Below are 14,956 nucleotides of genomic sequence, written 5' to 3'. Positions count from 1 at the left end.
CATTTGCACTGGTCACAGTGGCGGCGCCGGCATCAAGCCCAAGCCCGACGATCCCACTACACACGCCGCCTCAACCTCGAACTTCACCCATGATCCCGAACGGCGGCTGTCGTACTAGGTGTGCAGGAGGGTGGGCCGGGCGTTCTCGCGGCCGGAGGCAAAGACCCGGGTCAGTCCATCCTTGAGCATCGGGAGCTGGTCGGAAGTCAGCTCCAGGGCGAAAGTGACGTCGGCGCTCACGCCGAGGTCATGGGCAGCCTCGGGTGTCAGCTTGAGCCGCAGCCGCGTCTCGGTCACCTCGCACTCGATGACGCCGCCGTAGTGCGTCGCCTGGCCGGGGTCGACGACGAGGCAGTTGTCAGGGCCAGGTCCGGGCCTGGGCGTCGAAGACCTCGGGCGGACTCTCCACCGGCAGGACGCAGACCAGGTGCCCGCCCGGCACCCGCAGGATGCGACAGTCCAGCCACCGGGTCACCTCGGTGGCGCCGAGGGCGACCAGCCGTGCCGTCTCGGCCTCGACGTCGTCGGTCTCGAAGTCGAGGTGGAAGCGGGGCGCGTCGTCGACGGCCTGCACGGCGGTGACCAGCCCGGGCAGAGCGCCGTGCAGGCCGACGAACTGGGGATACTTCGGGTCCGCCTCGGTGGGAACGCCGAGGGCGGCCGACCAGAAGGCCGCCGCCCGTGCGGCCTCCGCATGCGGGGTGTCGATCAGGACGGCGTAGACGCGGCTCCGATGCATGCCGGGCAAGATAATGCCTGTCCACGATCCGCGCCGCCCCGGTGGAGCCGGCGCGAGGGAGTGGTCCGGCCCCGTGGCGACCTCGCCTAGGCCGCGGCGGCGGCCGGGACCCAGAGTTCGTCGACGGCGCGCTCGGCTGCCGCGAGGCTCTCCTGAGCCAGCGGCACCAGGCCGGCCATGGCCGGGTTCACGCCGGCGAGGGTCAGCTCCGCCGTGACGAAGCGCGGCTGGAGGCCGGTCATCGCCAGGCCGTGCGGCAGCCACGGCTCGGCGTGGTCCCAGCCCTCGCGTGGCGTGCCGGGGGCGTACCCGCCGCCGCGCGTGGCCAGCACGATGAACTCGCGGTCGCCCAGGAGGCCGGCCTGGGTCTCCGGGTCGTAGGCCAGGCCGGGCGCGATCAGGTGGTCGACCCACGCCTTGACGCTGCTGGGGGCGGCGAAGTTGTACAGCGGCAGCCCCAGCAGGACCGTGTCGGCCCGCCTCACCTCCTCGACCAGCTGCTCGGTCAGCGCCCAGGACTCCCGCTGGGCCCGGCTGTGCTGCTCCGGCGGTGTCATCCGCGCCAGGCCGCCGGCCTGGTCCAGATGCGGCAGCGGATCGGCGCCCAGGTCCCGGTAGTGGACCGTGCCGTCGGGGTGCGCGGCGCGCCAGGCCCTGGCCGCGCGCTCGGTCAGCCGGCGGCTCACCGACCGGTCCCCCTGGATGCTGGAGTCGATGTGCAACAGGTGTGCCATTGGTTTGCCCTTCATAATTCATTGGTATCTTACCAATCATTTGTAGCACGTGGGTCGTGGGCTGCGGCGGTAGGCTTGGTCACATGCCTGCCGTACCGGTCGACCAGCCCGAGCACCGCTCGGCGCCCCTGCTCGACCACCTCGCGCGGCGGATGCGGCTGCGTGCCGAGACGGTGCTGGCGCCGCTGGGGCTGCGACCCCGGCACCTGGTCGCGCTCACCGTGCTGCGGGCTCAGGGCGGCAGCAGCCAGCAGGCCCTCGCCGGCACGCTGGAGATGGACGGCACCAACATCGTCGGGCTGCTCAACGAGCTGGAGGCGGAGCGGCTGATCGAACGGCGCCGGTCTCCCGAGGACCGCCGCCGGCACGTCGTCGACCTCACCCCCGCCGGAGAGAAGCGCCTCGGGGAGGCTGAGTGCGCCCTCGCGGCGGTGGAGGACGAGGTGCTCGGCGCGCTGGACGCGCGGCAGCGCGAGACGCTCTACGAGCTGCTGGAGCGGGCGGTCGGTGGCGGTCCGGCGTCCTGCGCCGGGGCCGCGGAGGGTCCGTCGTGCTCGGCCGCCGGCGGGCCGGCCTGCTGACCGGTCAGGAGACCGCCGCACCGATTGACTTTCGATAGGTTACGAGCGATAGTCGATGCATGTTCGCTGAGCATCGAGCGGTGGCCCCGCTCCGAGTCTTCCTCGTGCTGCTGTTCGGGATCCTGGTCATGTTCCAGACCTTCTCCCTGCCCGGACAGTTCGCGCACATGGCCCAGGAGTCCCCGGACCAGGCCTACCTCCGGTGGCCGATGACTGCCGTCTCGGTGTTCTGGCTGCTGTGCATCCAGGTGGTGATCGTGGCCACCTGGAAGTTGCTCACCCTGGTCAAGAACGACCGCATCTTCAGCGACGCCGCCCTGGCGTGGGTGGACGCGATCGTCTGGGCGATCGTCGCCGCCTGGGTGGTGCTGCTGGGCGTGTTCCTCTACGTCGGCTTCAACGCGTCGGACCCCGGACTGCCGCTCCTGCTCTTCCTGATGTTGGTGGGCGTCGCCGTGCTGGGGCTCCTGATGGTGGTGATGCGGGCACTGCTGCGGCAGGCCACGACACTGCGCACCGACATGGAAGCGGTGATCTGATGCCCATCGTCGTCCGCATCGACGTCGAGCTGGCCAAACGCAAGATGAGCGTCGCCGAGTTCGCCGAACGCGTCGGGCTCACGCCGGCGAACGTGGCGGTGCTGAAGAACGGCCGTGCCAAGGCCGTCCGCTTCAGCACCCTGGAAGCCATGTGCCGGGTGCTCGACTGCCAGCCCGGTGACCTGCTCGAGTGGGTCGAGGACTGACCCGGCGCACCGCGCGCCAACCACCGGACACCTCAGCCACGTCGCCCCGCTCACCGGCCGGATCCGCGACGGATCCGGCCTCGGAAAGGAAACCCCATGAAGTACGTCCTCGCCATCGTCGCCCTCCTCGCCGTCGCGATCGGCGTCGCCGGCGTCGTGTACGGGGAGGCCGACGACTCGCCGGGCCTCCAGCTCCTGGGCGTCCTGCTCGTCCTCGGCGCCGTGGTGTTCGGCGTGCGGGCCGTCCGACGCGGCAGGTAGCAGAACCCACGGTGGCGTCGTCCCCGCCCGGCGGCGTCAGGTCCGGCCCTCGACCCGGAGCCGGTCGGCCAGCTCACGGACCGCGGCGGCGAAGCGTTCGTCGGATTCGCACGGCCAGTGCCCCTGCACGGGGGGCGGGACGCTGTCGCTCGGGGGCGCCACCACGTCCTCGGGGTCCCGCAGCCGCCGGTCGACCCGGTCGCTCGGGCCGGCCCGGGTCGGTGGGTCACCGGGCCGGTGTGCGGCGAACATCCAACCGCCGATGGGATCGGTCTCCCGCCACAGGTTCAGCCAGCGCCAGCCGACCCGCTCGCCCACCTCGTGCAGCACGTCCCGGCCCAGGTACGCGGGGAAGAGCCGGGCGTACAGGCGGTCGAGCGGGGACCCGTAGGTCAGCAGCGCGACCCGCCGGCGTACCTGCGGCGGCAGTTGCAGCACCGTGGCCGCCAGCAGCACCGAGCCGTGGCTGTGGCCGGTGAGCAGCACGCCGGTGTGCCGTTCCGCCAGGTAGCAGATCCGCTTCGCCAGCTCGGGTACGGCCCGTTCGGCGTAGCACGGCGGCGCGAAGGGGTGCGCCGCCCGGGGCCAGAACGTGCCCAGGTCCCACACCACGCCGACGTACCGGCGGAACTCCGCCGTCCGGTAGGCGAACAGTCCGCCCATCACCAGGGCGAGCACGAGCCCGGCGATGAGATAGCTGCCCACGGTCAGCCCGAAGTTCACGAACCCGGACGGCACCCCGAGCAGCCGTTCCGCCAGCGGGCTCGGCTGCAGGCCGAACAGTGCGAGCAGGCTCGTGGCCAGGCCGAGCGTGGCCAGGCAGGCGCACGCGACGGCCAGCGGGCCGAGCCACTCGGTGAACCGCGCCCGCGCGATCGTCTTCTCCACGCGTCGCATCCGGTCGGCGGCCTCCGGCGGGGCTGACGGGAAGTCCCGGGCGACGATGGCTGCCGCCGCCCGTCGGCGACCCCGGCGGGAGAGCAGGGTCAGCCCGGCGGCGACCAGCACCGCCACGATCATGCTCAGGAAGAAGGTGAACAGCGCCCACTTGTAGGCCAGCGGCGGGGCCGCCAGATCCATCGGGCTTCCGGTGATCGCCCGCCGGTTGAGGAAGTACGCCGTCCGGTAGACCAGCTCGGCGGAGAACGCGCCGGCCAGGCCGACCGCGAAGGCCGCGATCACGGGTGCGCCGAGGCCGTGCAGCAGCGCGTGGCCGCCGTCCCGGCGGCCGCGCCAGGGGGCCAGCACGGCGAGGGTCGCCAGCAGGGCCATCTGCGCGAGGAAGGCCCAACCGACGATCCGGCCGTACCCCGGCAGCCCGGCCGCGAGCGGCCACGGGGCCTGGTCCAGTGCGACCACCCCGAGGGTCGTCACGGTCAGACCGCAGGCCACCGTGCGCAGCGCCACGGTCAACCGGTCGGTGGTGTGCGCCGTCGCCGGCCGTTCCAGCAGCTCGGGCACGCAGAGCAGCGCCGCGCCGGCCGCCAGCACCAGCACGGCGAGGACGGCCAGGGCGACCGTCACGACCGAGGGGTGGCCGGCGGCGCGCGCGGTGAGCAGGGTCAGGTCGAGCACCGCGAGCGCGACGGCGATGTGGATCGCCCGCAGCCGGCCCACCATCGGCATGGCGTCCCACTGGCCGACGGCGCTGAGCCGGTCGCCCTCCGGGTCGCCGGTCGGCACCCGGAAGCCCTCGTAGGAACGGCCGGGCCGGGCGCCCAGCAGCCAGACCAGCCCGACCGCGGCGATCGGCACCACGGCCAGCACCGCCAGCCGCAGCCCGACCGGGTGCCCGCCGAGCCAGGACAGCCAGGCGCGGCCCATCAGGCAGCGGGACGAGCCCATGCACTTCCAGGCGATCAGGTCCAGGGCGACGCCGGCGGCGGACAGGGCGTACAGCACGGTGAGGTTGAGCGCGACGAGCCGGCACAGCACCTTGACGCCCGAGCCGGGCCCCCGCCGGGCCGGCCGCATCCAGATCGCCACGTTGCTCAGCATGAACGGGAGCAGGAAGACCAGGGACAGCGTCCGGGCCGCGGTGCCGGAGGGCAGGTCGCTCCACCGGTACGCCTCCAGCACCACGCCGCCCGGCCCCGTGCTGTCCGGGTAGCCCGGCCTCGGCCGGAAGAAGCCACCGCTGCGGTCGCCGGCCACCTGGTGGGCGTGCGGCCGGTCGAGCACCTGATCGGCGCGGGCGCCCGAGACCCCGTGCACCCGCAGTTCGACGACATCGTCCGGCGCGTGCTGCTCCCCGGACGGCGGTGCGGTGTCCGTCATCGGCCTGCGACCCCCGGCAGCGCGGCCAGCAGTTCGGGACGGCTGCCGAGGGACGAGCCGCCCGGCAGCCGGCTGGCGGGCGTGACTACCCGCGCAGGAGGGCGCCAACCGGGAGGTCACCGCGTCGCGCATCGACCGGCACGGCTCACCTGCCGCGTCCCGTCGTCGGCCGGACACCGGATCGGCTGCTGGTAATGTCGGCGGCGAGTGATCGGGACAGGGAGACCAGACATGGCGGGTGACGACGACATCTCCGGGTGAGACCGGACATGTTCGGCCATCGGCAGGCGCGTGGGAAGCGCCCCGCCGCCGGTGAGCCGTGCGTTGTCGACCAACCCCTGCCTGCCCGGGCGGCTCTGGCACGCCCGCATCACACCCGAGGTCCTCCGCATGTCCGACGCGTACGTCATCTGCTCCAACCTCTCCTTCTCCTGGCCCGACGACACACCCGTCTTCGAGGACCTGTCGTTCACCGTCGGCGGTGGTCGTACGGGTCTGGTCGCCCCCAACGGCGCCGGCAAGAGCACCCTGCTCAAGCTGATCGCCGGGGAGTGCCGGCCCACCGGCGGGTCGGTGACCGTCGAGGGAGTGCTCGGCTACCTGCCGCAGAGCCTGCCCCTGGCCGGCGACCTGACCGTCTCCGAGGTGCTGGGGGTCGCCCCCGTGCTGCGGGCGCTGCACGCCATCGAGGCCGGCGACGCCAGCGAGGAGCACTTCACCACGATCGGCAACGACTGGGACGTCGAGGAGCGCACCCAGGCCCAGCTGGACCGGTTGGGGCTCGCCGGGGTCGCGCTCACCCGCCGCCTGGACACCCTCAGCGGCGGGCAGGTCGTCTCGCTCGGCCTCGCCGCGGAGCTGCTGAAGCGGCCCGACGTCCTGCTGCTCGACGAACCCACCAACAACCTCGACCTCGACGCCCGGCGTTTGCTCTACCGCGTGCTCGACGACTGGCCCGGCTGCCTGTTGCTGGTCAGCCACGACCGCGGGCTGCTCGACCGGATGGACCGCATCCTCGAACTCGACCGGGGCGAGGTCCGCTCTTACGGCGGCAACTTCACCGCCTACCAGGAGGCCGTGCGGGCCGAGCAGGAGGTCGCCGAGCGCAACGTCCGCAACGCCGAGCAGGAGGTCAAGCGGGAGAAGCGGGAGATGCAGCAGGCCCGCGAGCGGGCCGAGCGGCGGGCCAGCAACGCCAGCCGCAACCTCAAGAGCGCCGGCCTGCCGAAGATCTTCGCCGGGACGATGAAGCGCGGCGCTCAGGAGTCGGCCGGCCGGGCCGGCGAGACCCACGCGGCCCGGGTCAGCCAGGCGCGGGCCCGGCTCGACGAGGCCGGCCGCGCCCTGCGCGACGAGCAGCGGATCGTGCTGGACCTGCCCGGCACCAACGTTCCCGCCGGGCGCACCGTCTTCCTTGGCGAGCGGATGCAGGTCCGCTACGGCGACCGCGCGCTCTTCGCCGCCGACGGTGCCGACCTGGTGATCCGGGGACCCGAGCGGATCGCGCTGACCGGGCCCAACGGCGCCGGCAAGTCCACCCTGCTTCGCCTGGTCCACGGTGACCTGGAGTCCGACGGCGGCCGGGTGCGGCGGGCCGACGGGCGGATCGCGTACCTGTCGCAGCGGCTGGACCTGCTGGACCTCGATCGCACGGTGGCGGAGAACCTGGCCGCGTTCGCGCCCGGGACGCCGGAGGCGGAGCGGATGAACCTGCTCGCCCGCTTCCTGTTCCGGGGCTCCCGCATCCACCTGCCGGTCGGGGTGCTCTCCGGCGGGGAGCGGCTGCGCGCCACCCTGGTCTGCGTGCTGTGCGCCGAGCCGGCACCCCAACTACTGCTGCTGGACGAGCCGACCAACAACCTCGACCTGGTCAGCGTCGCCCAGTTGGAGAGCGCGCTCGGCGCGTACCAGGGCGCGTTCGTGGTGGTCAGCCACGACCAGCGGTTCCTCGCCGAGATCGGGGTGAACCGCTGGCTGCGGCTCGCCGGGGGAGAGCTGCGGGAGACCGGCGCGCCCGAGCCCGACTGACACCGGCATCACCAGGGGACGGGCCGGCCGTCCCGGAAGAAGCCGACCCGGCGGCCGGGCCGCTGGTGTCGCAGCAACGCCAGGACGGCCTGGGACACCTTCAGCGCTCCGAGCGCGTTGACCTCGAAGGGCTCCCGGACGACGCCGACGTCGCCGCCGGCCGGGTCCTGGTCGGTGTCGTAGTGGATGCCGGCGCGCCGTACGCACCGCCCGTCAGTGGAACCGGGAGGCGCGTACGGCGGCGGCCGGGTCAGCCGGTGCCCTGCCGGTGCACCCGCCCCTCGTGCGCGACCTTGGACCGGCCGTGGTCGCGTTCGCTGCCCGAGGGGCCGGTCGCGGTGCGCTGGTGCCGGCGCTTGGGCGAGCGTTCGACCTCCGAACCCTGCCGCCCTGGCGCGCCGCTGCCCGGGTGCCGCCGGCCCCGGGCCGATTCGCCACCGCTGTCGTGTTTGTTGTGCTGCTGGCTACCCATGGGCAGCGCGTACCCGCCGAGCGGGCGGCTAGTCACCCGTCACCGCCGGTCAGGCCGCCCCAGCGGGGACCTGGTGCCGCGCCCGAAAATCGAGGGTCGGTTCCCCACCCGGCGAACTAGGCTGCGCCGGCGGATCACGACGTGACAGGGGGCGGAATGTCCGGTGGGCGGATGCACGATGACGAGGTGCCGACGGACGTGGGCCTGGTCCGTCGCCTGCTCGCCGCGCAGTTCCCGCGCTGGACGGACCGGCCCGTCGAGCCGGTCCGCTCGGCCGGCACCAACAACGCGATCTACCGGCTCGGCGACGACCTGGTCGTGCGCCTGCCCCGCATCGCGGACGCGGTGGAGCAGGTCGAGTTCGAGTACGACTGGTTGCCGCGCCTCGCCCCGCACTCGCCGGTGCGGGTGCCGGAGCCGGTGGCCCTGGGCAAGCCGGGCGAGGGGTATCCCTGGCCGTGGGCGGTCAACCGCTGGATCGGCGGCGTGACCGCGACCGAGGCCGACGGAAGCCTGGCCGGCGTGGCCGCGGAGCTGGGCGGATACGTCGCCGCCCTGCGTCGGGTCGACGCCGCCGGCGCCCGACCGGGCTACCGGAGCGGGCCGTTGCGGGGGCGGGACGCGTACGTCCGCGAGTGGACGGCGGCGGCCCGTGGCCTCGTCGACACCGACGCGGTGCTCGCCGCCTGGGAGCAGGCGCTCGCCGTGCCCGAGTGGGACGGGCCGCCGGTCTGGACGCACGGGGACCTGCTCCCTGGCAACCTGCTGGTCGAGGGCGGGCACCTGAGCGGTGTCATCGACTTCGGCGCGGCCGGCGCGGGCGACCCGGCGTGCGACGCGCTGCCCGCCTGGGTGCTGTTCACCGCCGAGACCCGGGAGGTGTTCCGCGCTGCGGCCGGCTTCGACGACGCGACGTGGGCCCGGGGGCGCGGCTGGGCGCTGCCGTTCGTCAGCGCGCTGACCTACTACCGCGAGACCAACCCGGCAATGGCCGCCCTGGGCCGGCGGGCGGTCGAGGCGGTGCTGGACGACCTGGCGTGACAGGACCCGCGCCAGTGCGCCCCCCGCATGGTCGGCCGGCACCCGGAAAAAGTGGTTGAACCGCCCCCGCCCGGCCGGCCTACCCTCGGCGGCGTGACCACCCGCTCCGGCCGCGAGCCCGTCGACTCCTACCTGGTCTGCGCCACGCCCCGCACCGGTAGTTCACTGCTGCTCGGGCTGCTCGCCTCCACCGGGGTCGCCGGCCGCCCGCAGGCGTACTTCCGGGTGCCGGACGAGCCGTTGTGGGCCGAGCGCTGGGGGATCGCCCGGCGTCCCGACGGGAACGTCGACTACCGGGAGTACCTGGCGGCGGCGCTGGCGGCCGGGCGTACCGACAACGGCGTCTTCGGGGCGAAGCTGATGTGGGGGACGCTCGACGAGCTGGTCGATCGGCTGGCCACGGTGTACCCGGACCTCGCCGGCGCGGACCGGGCGCTGCTGGAACGGGCCTTCGGGCGTACCCGTTTCGTGTACCTGCGGCGCGACGACGTCGTCGCGCAGGCGGTGTCCTGGCTGCGCGCCGAACAGACCGGCACCTGGTACCTGGGCGGCGACGGTGAGATCAGCGGCGGCGGCGACGGCGGCGGGGGCGCGCCGACCTTCGACGCGGACGCGATCGGCCGGCTGGTCGAGGTGATCGGCCGGCACGACGCGGCGTGGCGGGCGTGGTTCGCCGCGTCCGGCGTCCGGCCGTACGTGGTGTCCTACGAGGACCTCGACGCGGACCTGGTCGGCGTCACCCACGCCGTCCTCGACTTCCTCGGGCTCGCGCTGCCCGCCGGGGCCGCCGTCGTACCCCGGCACCGGCGGCAGGCCGACCAGCTCAACCGGGAGTGGATCCACCGCTACCGGGCGGTCTCGACGGGCGCCGGCACCCGCGTCGTCCGGCCGAGGTAGGTGACCGGGCTGGGGTCGGGCACCGGGATCTCGTGGAAGCCCAGCCGGTCATAGAAGCCGCGCGCCCGCACGTTGGCGGTGACCATGCCGACGTGCAGCCCGGGCGCCCCGGCGCGGGCGGCGGCGCGCAGGAACGTCTCGACGAGTCGCCGGCCGTGACCCCGGCCCTGGTGCTCGGGCAGCAGGTCGATGTGCAGGTGGGCGGGGTAGCCGGCGAGTTCCGGCAGCAGCATCCGCTCCGGCCGGTGGTGCAAAGCGATCATCTCGTCGTCCGGGGTGGCCGGCGGGTGGGTCGGTACCGGGTACCGGTCGGCCAGCCGGGGTATCCACTCCCGCCGGTAGGCCCGCACGAAGGCGGACGTGTCCGCCGTGCCGATCACGTAGCCGACGACGACGTCGGAGTGCGTGAGCACGAACGCCAGATCCGGCTCCAGGTGCAGGTACGGCCCGGCGAAGAGGTCGGGCATCAGGTCGTCGCTGGCGTACCGGCCGCGGGCGTCGCCGCCGGCGTCGGCCGTGCGGACGCAGATGTCGTAGACCGCGTCGTGGTCGCGGTTCCGGTATTGGCGGATGGCGGTGGCGGTGCTGTCCATGCCGGGACGGTACGGGGTGGAACCGCTTGCACCGCAAGCCTCCGGGTCGACTCCGCGACGGTGCCGGGACCGGCCGGCAACGGCCGGCCCGCCGGGCGGCGGGCCGGCCGGGCGTCACCAGGCGTAGGTGACCGAGACGGTGGTGGCGGGGCAGTTGTTCGCCCAGCTGGTCAGGGCGCTCTTCTCGGCGCTGTCCACGGTGAGCCGCCAGCGGATCTTGGTGGCGACCCACTCCTTGACGTAGCGGCAGCGGGCCGAGGCGTACGGGGGCAGCCAGGTGGCCGGGTCCTGGTCGCCCTTGGCCTGGTTGACGTTGTCGGTGACGGCGGCCAGCGGGCGGCTGTCGCCCAGGTCGTTGGCGTACGCCTGGCGCCGGCTGGTGGTCCAGCTGCGGGCGCCGGAGTCCCAGGCCTCGGCGAGCGCCACCATGTGGTCGATGTCGAGATCGCCGGTGAGGGTCCAGTACGCGTTGTCGTAGTAGGAGTACCAGCGCCCGCCGGACAGCGTGCAGCTCCCGCCGACCGTCGGCGCGGAGACGGCCTCGGCGATCAGCACCTCGTTGCGGGCGTGGCAGCCGTCGCCGTCGGCGTCGACCCAGTGGGGGAAGAGGTCGCGGTTGTAGCCGGTGCGGACCTCGGTGGCGACCGGAAGGCCGGCGACCGCGGTGGTCAGCGAGGCGGAGTAGCTGGCGGCCCAGGCGGGATGGGCGAGGCCGAGGGTGGCGGCCAGGGCGGCGGCGAGGATGGTGGCCGTCGCGCGCAGGGTACGGGTCATGGTGCTCCGTCCAATGAGGGTGGGCGGGATCGCCTGCGTACATACGGACAGAGAAGGCGGCCGATATCCAGATCAAGTTTGTGAACGCTGGGCGACGCAGCGTCGCCGAACCGATGACAAGCTCGGTATGTGTGCCAGCCTGCGCAACGGCGGTCCAGCCGTGGCGTCGACGCGCCCGGCGGTGGGGCGGGCGCGGCCACCCGTGGCGGCCGGTCGGCTCACTCCGCCGGCAGGAAGGCCAGCGCCAGGGTCAGCTCCAGCACGGTCGCCGGGTCGTTGAGGCGCTCGCCGTACAGCTCGCGCAGCTGACCCATCCGGTAGCGCACGGTCTGCGGGTGGACGAAGAGATCGCCCGCGACGTCGTCGCGCCGGCCCTGGTGCAGCAGCCAGGAGCGCAGCGTCTCGGCCAGCCGCCGGGCGGTCGCCGGGGGCAGCGCCGACAGCGGTTGCAGCACCTGCGCGCGCAGGTCCGCCAGGGCCTCCGGGTCGGTGCTGAGCACCAGTCGGGCCAGGTGCTGCTCGGTGTCCAGTGGCGCGCCGTCCGCCGGCCGGTCCAACCCGAGCGCCAGCGCCCGCAGCACCCGCTGGTACGACTCGGCGACCCGGGTCCACGGCCGGGCCGGCCCCACCACCGCCCGGTGCCCCTGCACCGCGCCGGTGAGCCGCCGCCGGCGCCCGCCGTGCACGTCGGGTACGAGCAGCACGGCGGACTCCTCGGCCAGCTCCACCCCGGGCAGGTCCTCGCCGCTCTCCAGGGTGTGCGGGCTGAGCGTCGCGAGCACTCCGCGCAGGTTGCTGCGGGGCAGCACCGCGACGGTGAGGGTCTGCGGGGGCGGCCACTCCGCCCGCTCGGCGCTGCGGCGCAGCACCTCCTCCGGCTCGCCGGCGAGCAGCTGCTGGACCAGCCGTTCCAGGTAGCGCCGGTGCACCCGGCCGGCGCTGGCCAGCTCGTCGGTGTGCCCGGCCACGCTGGCGGCGGAGAGCTCGTCGATGTAGGCGAACATCAGCTCGGCGAACTCGGCCACCCGCTCGGCGGAGAGCCCGTCGCGTACGGTGGTGGCGGAGACCTCCCGCCAGGCCACCCGGGCCCCCACCCGGTACGCGGCCAGCAGCGCGTCCATGCTCCGCCCTGACCGGGCCTCGCCGCTGCCGAGGGCGTACGCCGCTTCCAACGCCCGGCTCAGCGGGGTGCTCGGGTCGGCGGCGTCGGCCCGCTCGATGAGCTGGAGGAACGTGCCCAGCGCGATGCGGACCGCGCTCTCGATCTTCTCGCGCATCTGTCCGGTGAGGGTGCCCGAGTAGTCGGGGACCTCGGCGGTGATCGCGGTGACCGTCCGCTCGGCCACCGCGGGCAGCTGGCCGCGCAGCCGGTCGGCCACCCGCTCGTCCAGCTCCAGGTGCGCCGCCCGGCGGCTGGTGGCCCCGGAAGGATCGGTCATGTTGTTCTCCCCGAACAAGAACCCGTGGTCAATTCACCTTAGCTGGCCAAGATGTTATGCGAACGGGCGACGATCCTGGACATATGACCACCACCGTCCCGCGTCCCCCGACGAGGCTCTCCGTCCGGGACCGGCTCCTCCGGCTCGCCGAGACGGTCACCACCCCGCTGCTCCCCGAGGACTATCTCGACCTGGTCGCGCCGCTGCGCGCCGGGGCCGCGCTGCGCGGTCGCGTGGTCGCAATCGACGCCGAGACCCGCGACGCCGCCACCCTGACCATCCAGCCCGGCCGCGCCTGGCGCGGCCACACCGCCGGGCAGTACGTGCGCCTCGGCGTGGACGTCGACGGGGTCCGGCAGTGGCGGGCGTACTCGGTCACCTCGGCTCCCGGGCGTCCCGACGGTCGCATCTGCGTCACGGTGAAGGCGATCCCCGACGGGAAGGTCAGCAGCCACCTGGTCCGGCGCATCCGCCCGGGCGCCATCGTCCAGCTCGACCAGGCGCAGGGGGACTTCGTCCTGCCCGACCCCGCGCCGGCCCGGGTCCTCTTCCTCACCGCCGGCAGCGGCGTCACCCCGGTCATGGGGATGCTGCGCGCCGGCGCGCTCGGCCGGTCGGACGTCGTGGTCGTGCACTCCGCGCCCACCCCGGCCGACGTGGTCTTCGGCGCCGAGCTGCGGGCGCTCGCCGCGCAGAGCGCGATCCGGCTGGTCGAGCGGCACACCGACACCGACGGGTTGCTCGGCGTCGAGGAACTGGCCGGGCTGGTCCCCGACCACCTGGAGCGCGAGACCTGGGCCTGCGGCCCGATCGGGATGCTCGACGCGGTGGAGGAGCACTGGCGGGCGGCCGGCGCGGCGCAGCGGCTGCACACCGAGCGGTTCCGGCCGACCGTGATCTCACCGGGGGAGGGCGGCACCGTCACCTTCACCAGGGCCGGTCTCAAAGTGCGGGCCGACGGCGCCACCCCCATCCTGGACGCCGGGGAGGCCGCCGGTGCGCTGATGCCGTCGGGCTGCCGGATGGGCATCTGCTACGGCTGCGTCCTCCCGCTGCGCCAGGGGGCGGTCCGCGACCTGCGTACCGGGGACATCACCACGGCCGTCCCCGGTGACGGCGTACTCATCCAGACCTGCGTGTCGGCGGCGGCCGGTACCTGCGACATCGACCTGTAGACAGGAGGCCGGACGTGACCGCGATCCAGAAGAAGCCGGACAACCCGATCGCCCACCTCAGTGCCGGGGACATCGAGATCCTGGGCAAGGAGCTCGACGCCATCCGGGACCGGGTGATCGCCGAGCGCGGCGAGTCCGACGCCCGGTACATCCGCAAGGTCATCAAGACCCAGCGGACGCTGGAGATCAGCAGCCGCGCGGTGCTGCTCTTCTCGCTCTTCCCGCCGGCGTGGGTGGTCGGCACCGCCGGCCTGGCGGTGGCCAAGATCCTGGAGAACATGGAGATCGGCCACAACATCCTGCACGGCCAGTACGACTTCATGCGTGATCCGAAGATCCACTCCACCACCTGGGAGTGGGACCACGTTTCCCCGGCCGACCAGTGGAAGCACTCGCACAACCAGCTGCACCACACGTACACCAACGTGCTCGGCAAGGACAACGACCTCGGGTACGGGATCATGCGCGTCGACGAGGACCAGAAGTGGCACCCGATGCACCTCGGCCAGCCGCTGTGGAACTTCGTCAACGCCTGCTTCTTCGAGTACGGCATCGCCGCGTACGACCTGGAGCTCGGCCGCAACCTGCAGAAGGACCGGCGCAAGGCCCCGGAGTTCCGGGCCCGGGCCCGCGCCGTCGGCCGCAAGATCCGCCGTCAGGTGCTCAAGGACTACGTCGTGCACCCGCTGCTGTCCGGCCCGTCCTTCCTCAGCACCCTGGCCGCCACCTTCACCGCGAACCTGATCCGCAACCTGTGGAGCCACTCGGTGATCATGTGTGGGCACTTCCCGAACGGCGTGGAGACCTTCGAGAAGACCAGCATCGAGGGCGAGACGCGCGGCGAGTGGTACCTGCGGCAGATGCTCGGCTCGGCCAACATCAGCGGGAGCCGGCTGATGCACATCATGACCGGCAACCTGTCGTTCCAGATCGAGCACCACCTCTTCCCCGACCTGCCGAGCAAGCGCTACCAGGAGATCGCCCCGCAGGTCCGGGCGCTCTTCGACCGGTACGGGCTGAAGTACACCACCGGCCCGCTGCCCAAGCAGGTCGCCTCGGCCTGGTGGAAGGTCATCCGGCTGTCGCTGCCCAACCGGACCCCGGCCGCGCCGAAGCCGGCCGACGACCTGTCGACGCGTACCCTCGCTCCCTCGGGGGCCTGAGCACCCGCGACGGCGCCGCCGAGCCACCCGGAATGCG

General features: G+C 73.4%; 17 protein-coding genes. 9 read left to right on the top strand and 8 right to left on the bottom strand.

Annotated elements, in window-relative coordinates; translation table 11 throughout:
• Positions 1–114 precede the first annotated feature (114 nt).
• From M2302_RS10635 to M2302_RS10625, 3 genes are all read right to left on the bottom strand, one after another.
• Positions 115–297, bottom strand: coding sequence for a hypothetical protein (locus tag M2302_RS10635; RefSeq protein ID WP_280837740.1), 183 nt, complete (start codon positions 295–297; stop codon positions 115–117).
• Between the two features lie 61 nt (positions 298–358).
• On the bottom strand, positions 359–739 hold the full coding sequence (locus M2302_RS10630; protein ID WP_280837739.1) for a VOC family protein: 381 nt from the start codon (positions 737–739) through the stop codon (positions 359–361).
• Positions 740–825: 86 nt separating this feature from the next.
• Entirely contained in the window at positions 826–1,488 is a 663-nt protein-coding gene (locus M2302_RS10625) for an NAD(P)H-dependent oxidoreductase (RefSeq protein WP_280837738.1), read from the bottom strand.
• Between the two features lie 68 nt (positions 1,489–1,556).
• Here M2302_RS10625 and M2302_RS10620 point away from each other — a divergent pair, with 68 nt between their 5' ends.
• The 4 genes from M2302_RS10620 to M2302_RS10605 all read left to right on the top strand — a co-directional run bounded on the left by M2302_RS10620 (position 1,557) and on the right by M2302_RS10605 (position 3,060).
• Entirely contained in the window at positions 1,557–2,054 is a 498-nt protein-coding gene (locus M2302_RS10620; RefSeq protein ID WP_280837737.1) for a MarR family winged helix-turn-helix transcriptional regulator, read from the top strand.
• An 80-nt stretch (positions 2,055–2,134) separates the two neighbouring features.
• A complete protein-coding gene (locus M2302_RS10615; protein ID WP_280837736.1) occupies positions 2,135–2,593 on the top strand; it encodes a DUF2975 domain-containing protein in 459 nt (152 codons plus the stop codon).
• Positions 2,593–2,799: a helix-turn-helix transcriptional regulator gene (locus M2302_RS10610; protein WP_280837735.1), complete on the top strand. Its 207-nt coding sequence runs from the start codon at positions 2,593–2,595 to the stop codon at positions 2,797–2,799. The genes M2302_RS10615 and M2302_RS10610 overlap by 1 nt, the downstream gene beginning before the upstream one ends.
• Before the next feature lie 96 nt (positions 2,800–2,895).
• Complete coding sequence (locus tag M2302_RS10605) at positions 2,896–3,060, top strand: hypothetical protein (protein WP_280837734.1); 165 nt, start codon at positions 2,896–2,898, stop codon at positions 3,058–3,060.
• A gap of 36 nt (positions 3,061–3,096) precedes the next feature.
• On the opposite strand, the gene M2302_RS10600 is transcribed toward M2302_RS10605, so the two are convergent.
• Positions 3,097–5,337, bottom strand: coding sequence for a hypothetical protein (locus M2302_RS10600; RefSeq protein ID WP_280837733.1), 2,241 nt, complete (start codon positions 5,335–5,337; stop codon positions 3,097–3,099).
• Between the two features lie 390 nt (positions 5,338–5,727).
• Between M2302_RS10600 and abc-f the strand changes: the two genes are divergently transcribed.
• Positions 5,728–7,365, top strand: coding sequence for a ribosomal protection-like ABC-F family protein (abc-f, locus tag M2302_RS10595; protein WP_280837732.1), 1,638 nt, complete (start codon positions 5,728–5,730; stop codon positions 7,363–7,365).
• Positions 7,366–7,615: 250 nt separating this feature from the next.
• On the opposite strand, the gene M2302_RS10590 is transcribed toward abc-f, so the two are convergent.
• Entirely contained in the window at positions 7,616–7,873 is a 258-nt protein-coding gene (locus M2302_RS10590; protein ID WP_280837731.1) for a hypothetical protein, read from the bottom strand.
• Positions 7,874–8,023: 150 nt separating this feature from the next.
• Here M2302_RS10590 and M2302_RS10585 point away from each other — a divergent pair, with 150 nt between their 5' ends.
• Together M2302_RS10585 and M2302_RS10580 are read left to right on the top strand one after the other, a co-directional pair.
• Positions 8,024–8,878, top strand: a complete 855-nt coding sequence (locus M2302_RS10585) for an aminoglycoside phosphotransferase family protein (RefSeq protein WP_280837730.1) — start codon at positions 8,024–8,026, stop codon at positions 8,876–8,878.
• 93 nt (positions 8,879–8,971) lie between these two features.
• Complete coding sequence (locus tag M2302_RS10580; RefSeq protein ID WP_280837729.1) at positions 8,972–9,775, top strand: Stf0 family sulfotransferase; 804 nt, start codon at positions 8,972–8,974, stop codon at positions 9,773–9,775.
• On the opposite strand, the gene M2302_RS10575 is transcribed toward M2302_RS10580, so the two are convergent.
• From M2302_RS10575 to M2302_RS10565, 3 genes are all read right to left on the bottom strand, one after another.
• Positions 9,724–10,368, bottom strand: a complete 645-nt coding sequence (locus M2302_RS10575) for a GNAT family N-acetyltransferase (RefSeq protein ID WP_280837728.1) — start codon at positions 10,366–10,368, stop codon at positions 9,724–9,726. The genes M2302_RS10580 and M2302_RS10575 overlap by 52 nt on opposite strands.
• A 114-nt stretch (positions 10,369–10,482) precedes the next feature.
• Complete coding sequence (locus M2302_RS10570; protein ID WP_280837727.1) at positions 10,483–11,142, bottom strand: HNH endonuclease family protein; 660 nt, start codon at positions 11,140–11,142, stop codon at positions 10,483–10,485.
• A 218-nt stretch (positions 11,143–11,360) separates the two neighbouring features.
• Positions 11,361–12,581, bottom strand: coding sequence for a helix-turn-helix domain-containing protein (locus M2302_RS10565; RefSeq protein WP_280837726.1), 1,221 nt, complete (start codon positions 12,579–12,581; stop codon positions 11,361–11,363).
• Positions 12,582–12,664: 83 nt separating this feature from the next.
• Between M2302_RS10565 and M2302_RS10560 the strand changes: the two genes are divergently transcribed.
• Complete coding sequence (locus M2302_RS10560; RefSeq protein WP_280837725.1) at positions 12,665–13,756, top strand: ferredoxin reductase; 1,092 nt, start codon at positions 12,665–12,667, stop codon at positions 13,754–13,756.
• Between the two features lie 14 nt (positions 13,757–13,770).
• Positions 13,771–14,919 carry an acyl-CoA desaturase gene (locus tag M2302_RS10555; RefSeq protein ID WP_280837724.1) on the top strand — a complete coding sequence of 383 codons (1,149 nt, stop codon included), beginning with the start codon at positions 13,771–13,773 and terminating at the stop codon, positions 14,917–14,919.
• Positions 14,920–14,956 lie beyond the last annotated feature (37 nt).

The organism is Micromonospora sp. A200, from assembly GCF_029893845.1.
Lineage (GTDB): Bacteria > Actinomycetota > Actinomycetes > Mycobacteriales > Micromonosporaceae > Micromonospora > Micromonospora purpureochromogenes.
Note: the sequence above shows the minus strand (reverse complement) of the source record. Positions and strands in the feature narration are given on the sequence as shown.

Coding starts and splice junctions, on each gene's coding strand:
- M2302_RS10630 (WP_280837739.1), bottom strand. CDS start 739: ATGCATCGGAGCCGCGTCTACGCCGTCCTGATCGACACCCCGCATGCG.
- M2302_RS10625 (WP_280837738.1), bottom strand. CDS start 1,488: ATGAAGGGCAAACCAATGGCACACCTGTTGCACATCGACTCCAGCATC.
- M2302_RS10620 (WP_280837737.1), top strand. CDS start 1,557: ATGCCTGCCGTACCGGTCGACCAGCCCGAGCACCGCTCGGCGCCCCTG.
- M2302_RS10610 (WP_280837735.1), top strand. CDS start 2,593: ATGCCCATCGTCGTCCGCATCGACGTCGAGCTGGCCAAACGCAAGATG.
- M2302_RS10605 (WP_280837734.1), top strand. CDS start 2,896: ATGAAGTACGTCCTCGCCATCGTCGCCCTCCTCGCCGTCGCGATCGGC.
- M2302_RS10600 (WP_280837733.1), bottom strand. CDS start 5,337: ATGACGGACACCGCACCGCCGTCCGGGGAGCAGCACGCGCCGGACGAT.
- abc-f (WP_280837732.1), top strand. CDS start 5,728: ATGTCCGACGCGTACGTCATCTGCTCCAACCTCTCCTTCTCCTGGCCC.
- M2302_RS10575 (WP_280837728.1), bottom strand. CDS start 10,368: ATGGACAGCACCGCCACCGCCATCCGCCAATACCGGAACCGCGACCAC.
- M2302_RS10570 (WP_280837727.1), bottom strand. CDS start 11,142: ATGACCCGTACCCTGCGCGCGACGGCCACCATCCTCGCCGCCGCCCTG.
- M2302_RS10565 (WP_280837726.1), bottom strand. CDS start 12,581: ATGACCGATCCTTCCGGGGCCACCAGCCGCCGGGCGGCGCACCTGGAG.
- M2302_RS10560 (WP_280837725.1), top strand. CDS start 12,665: ATGACCACCACCGTCCCGCGTCCCCCGACGAGGCTCTCCGTCCGGGAC.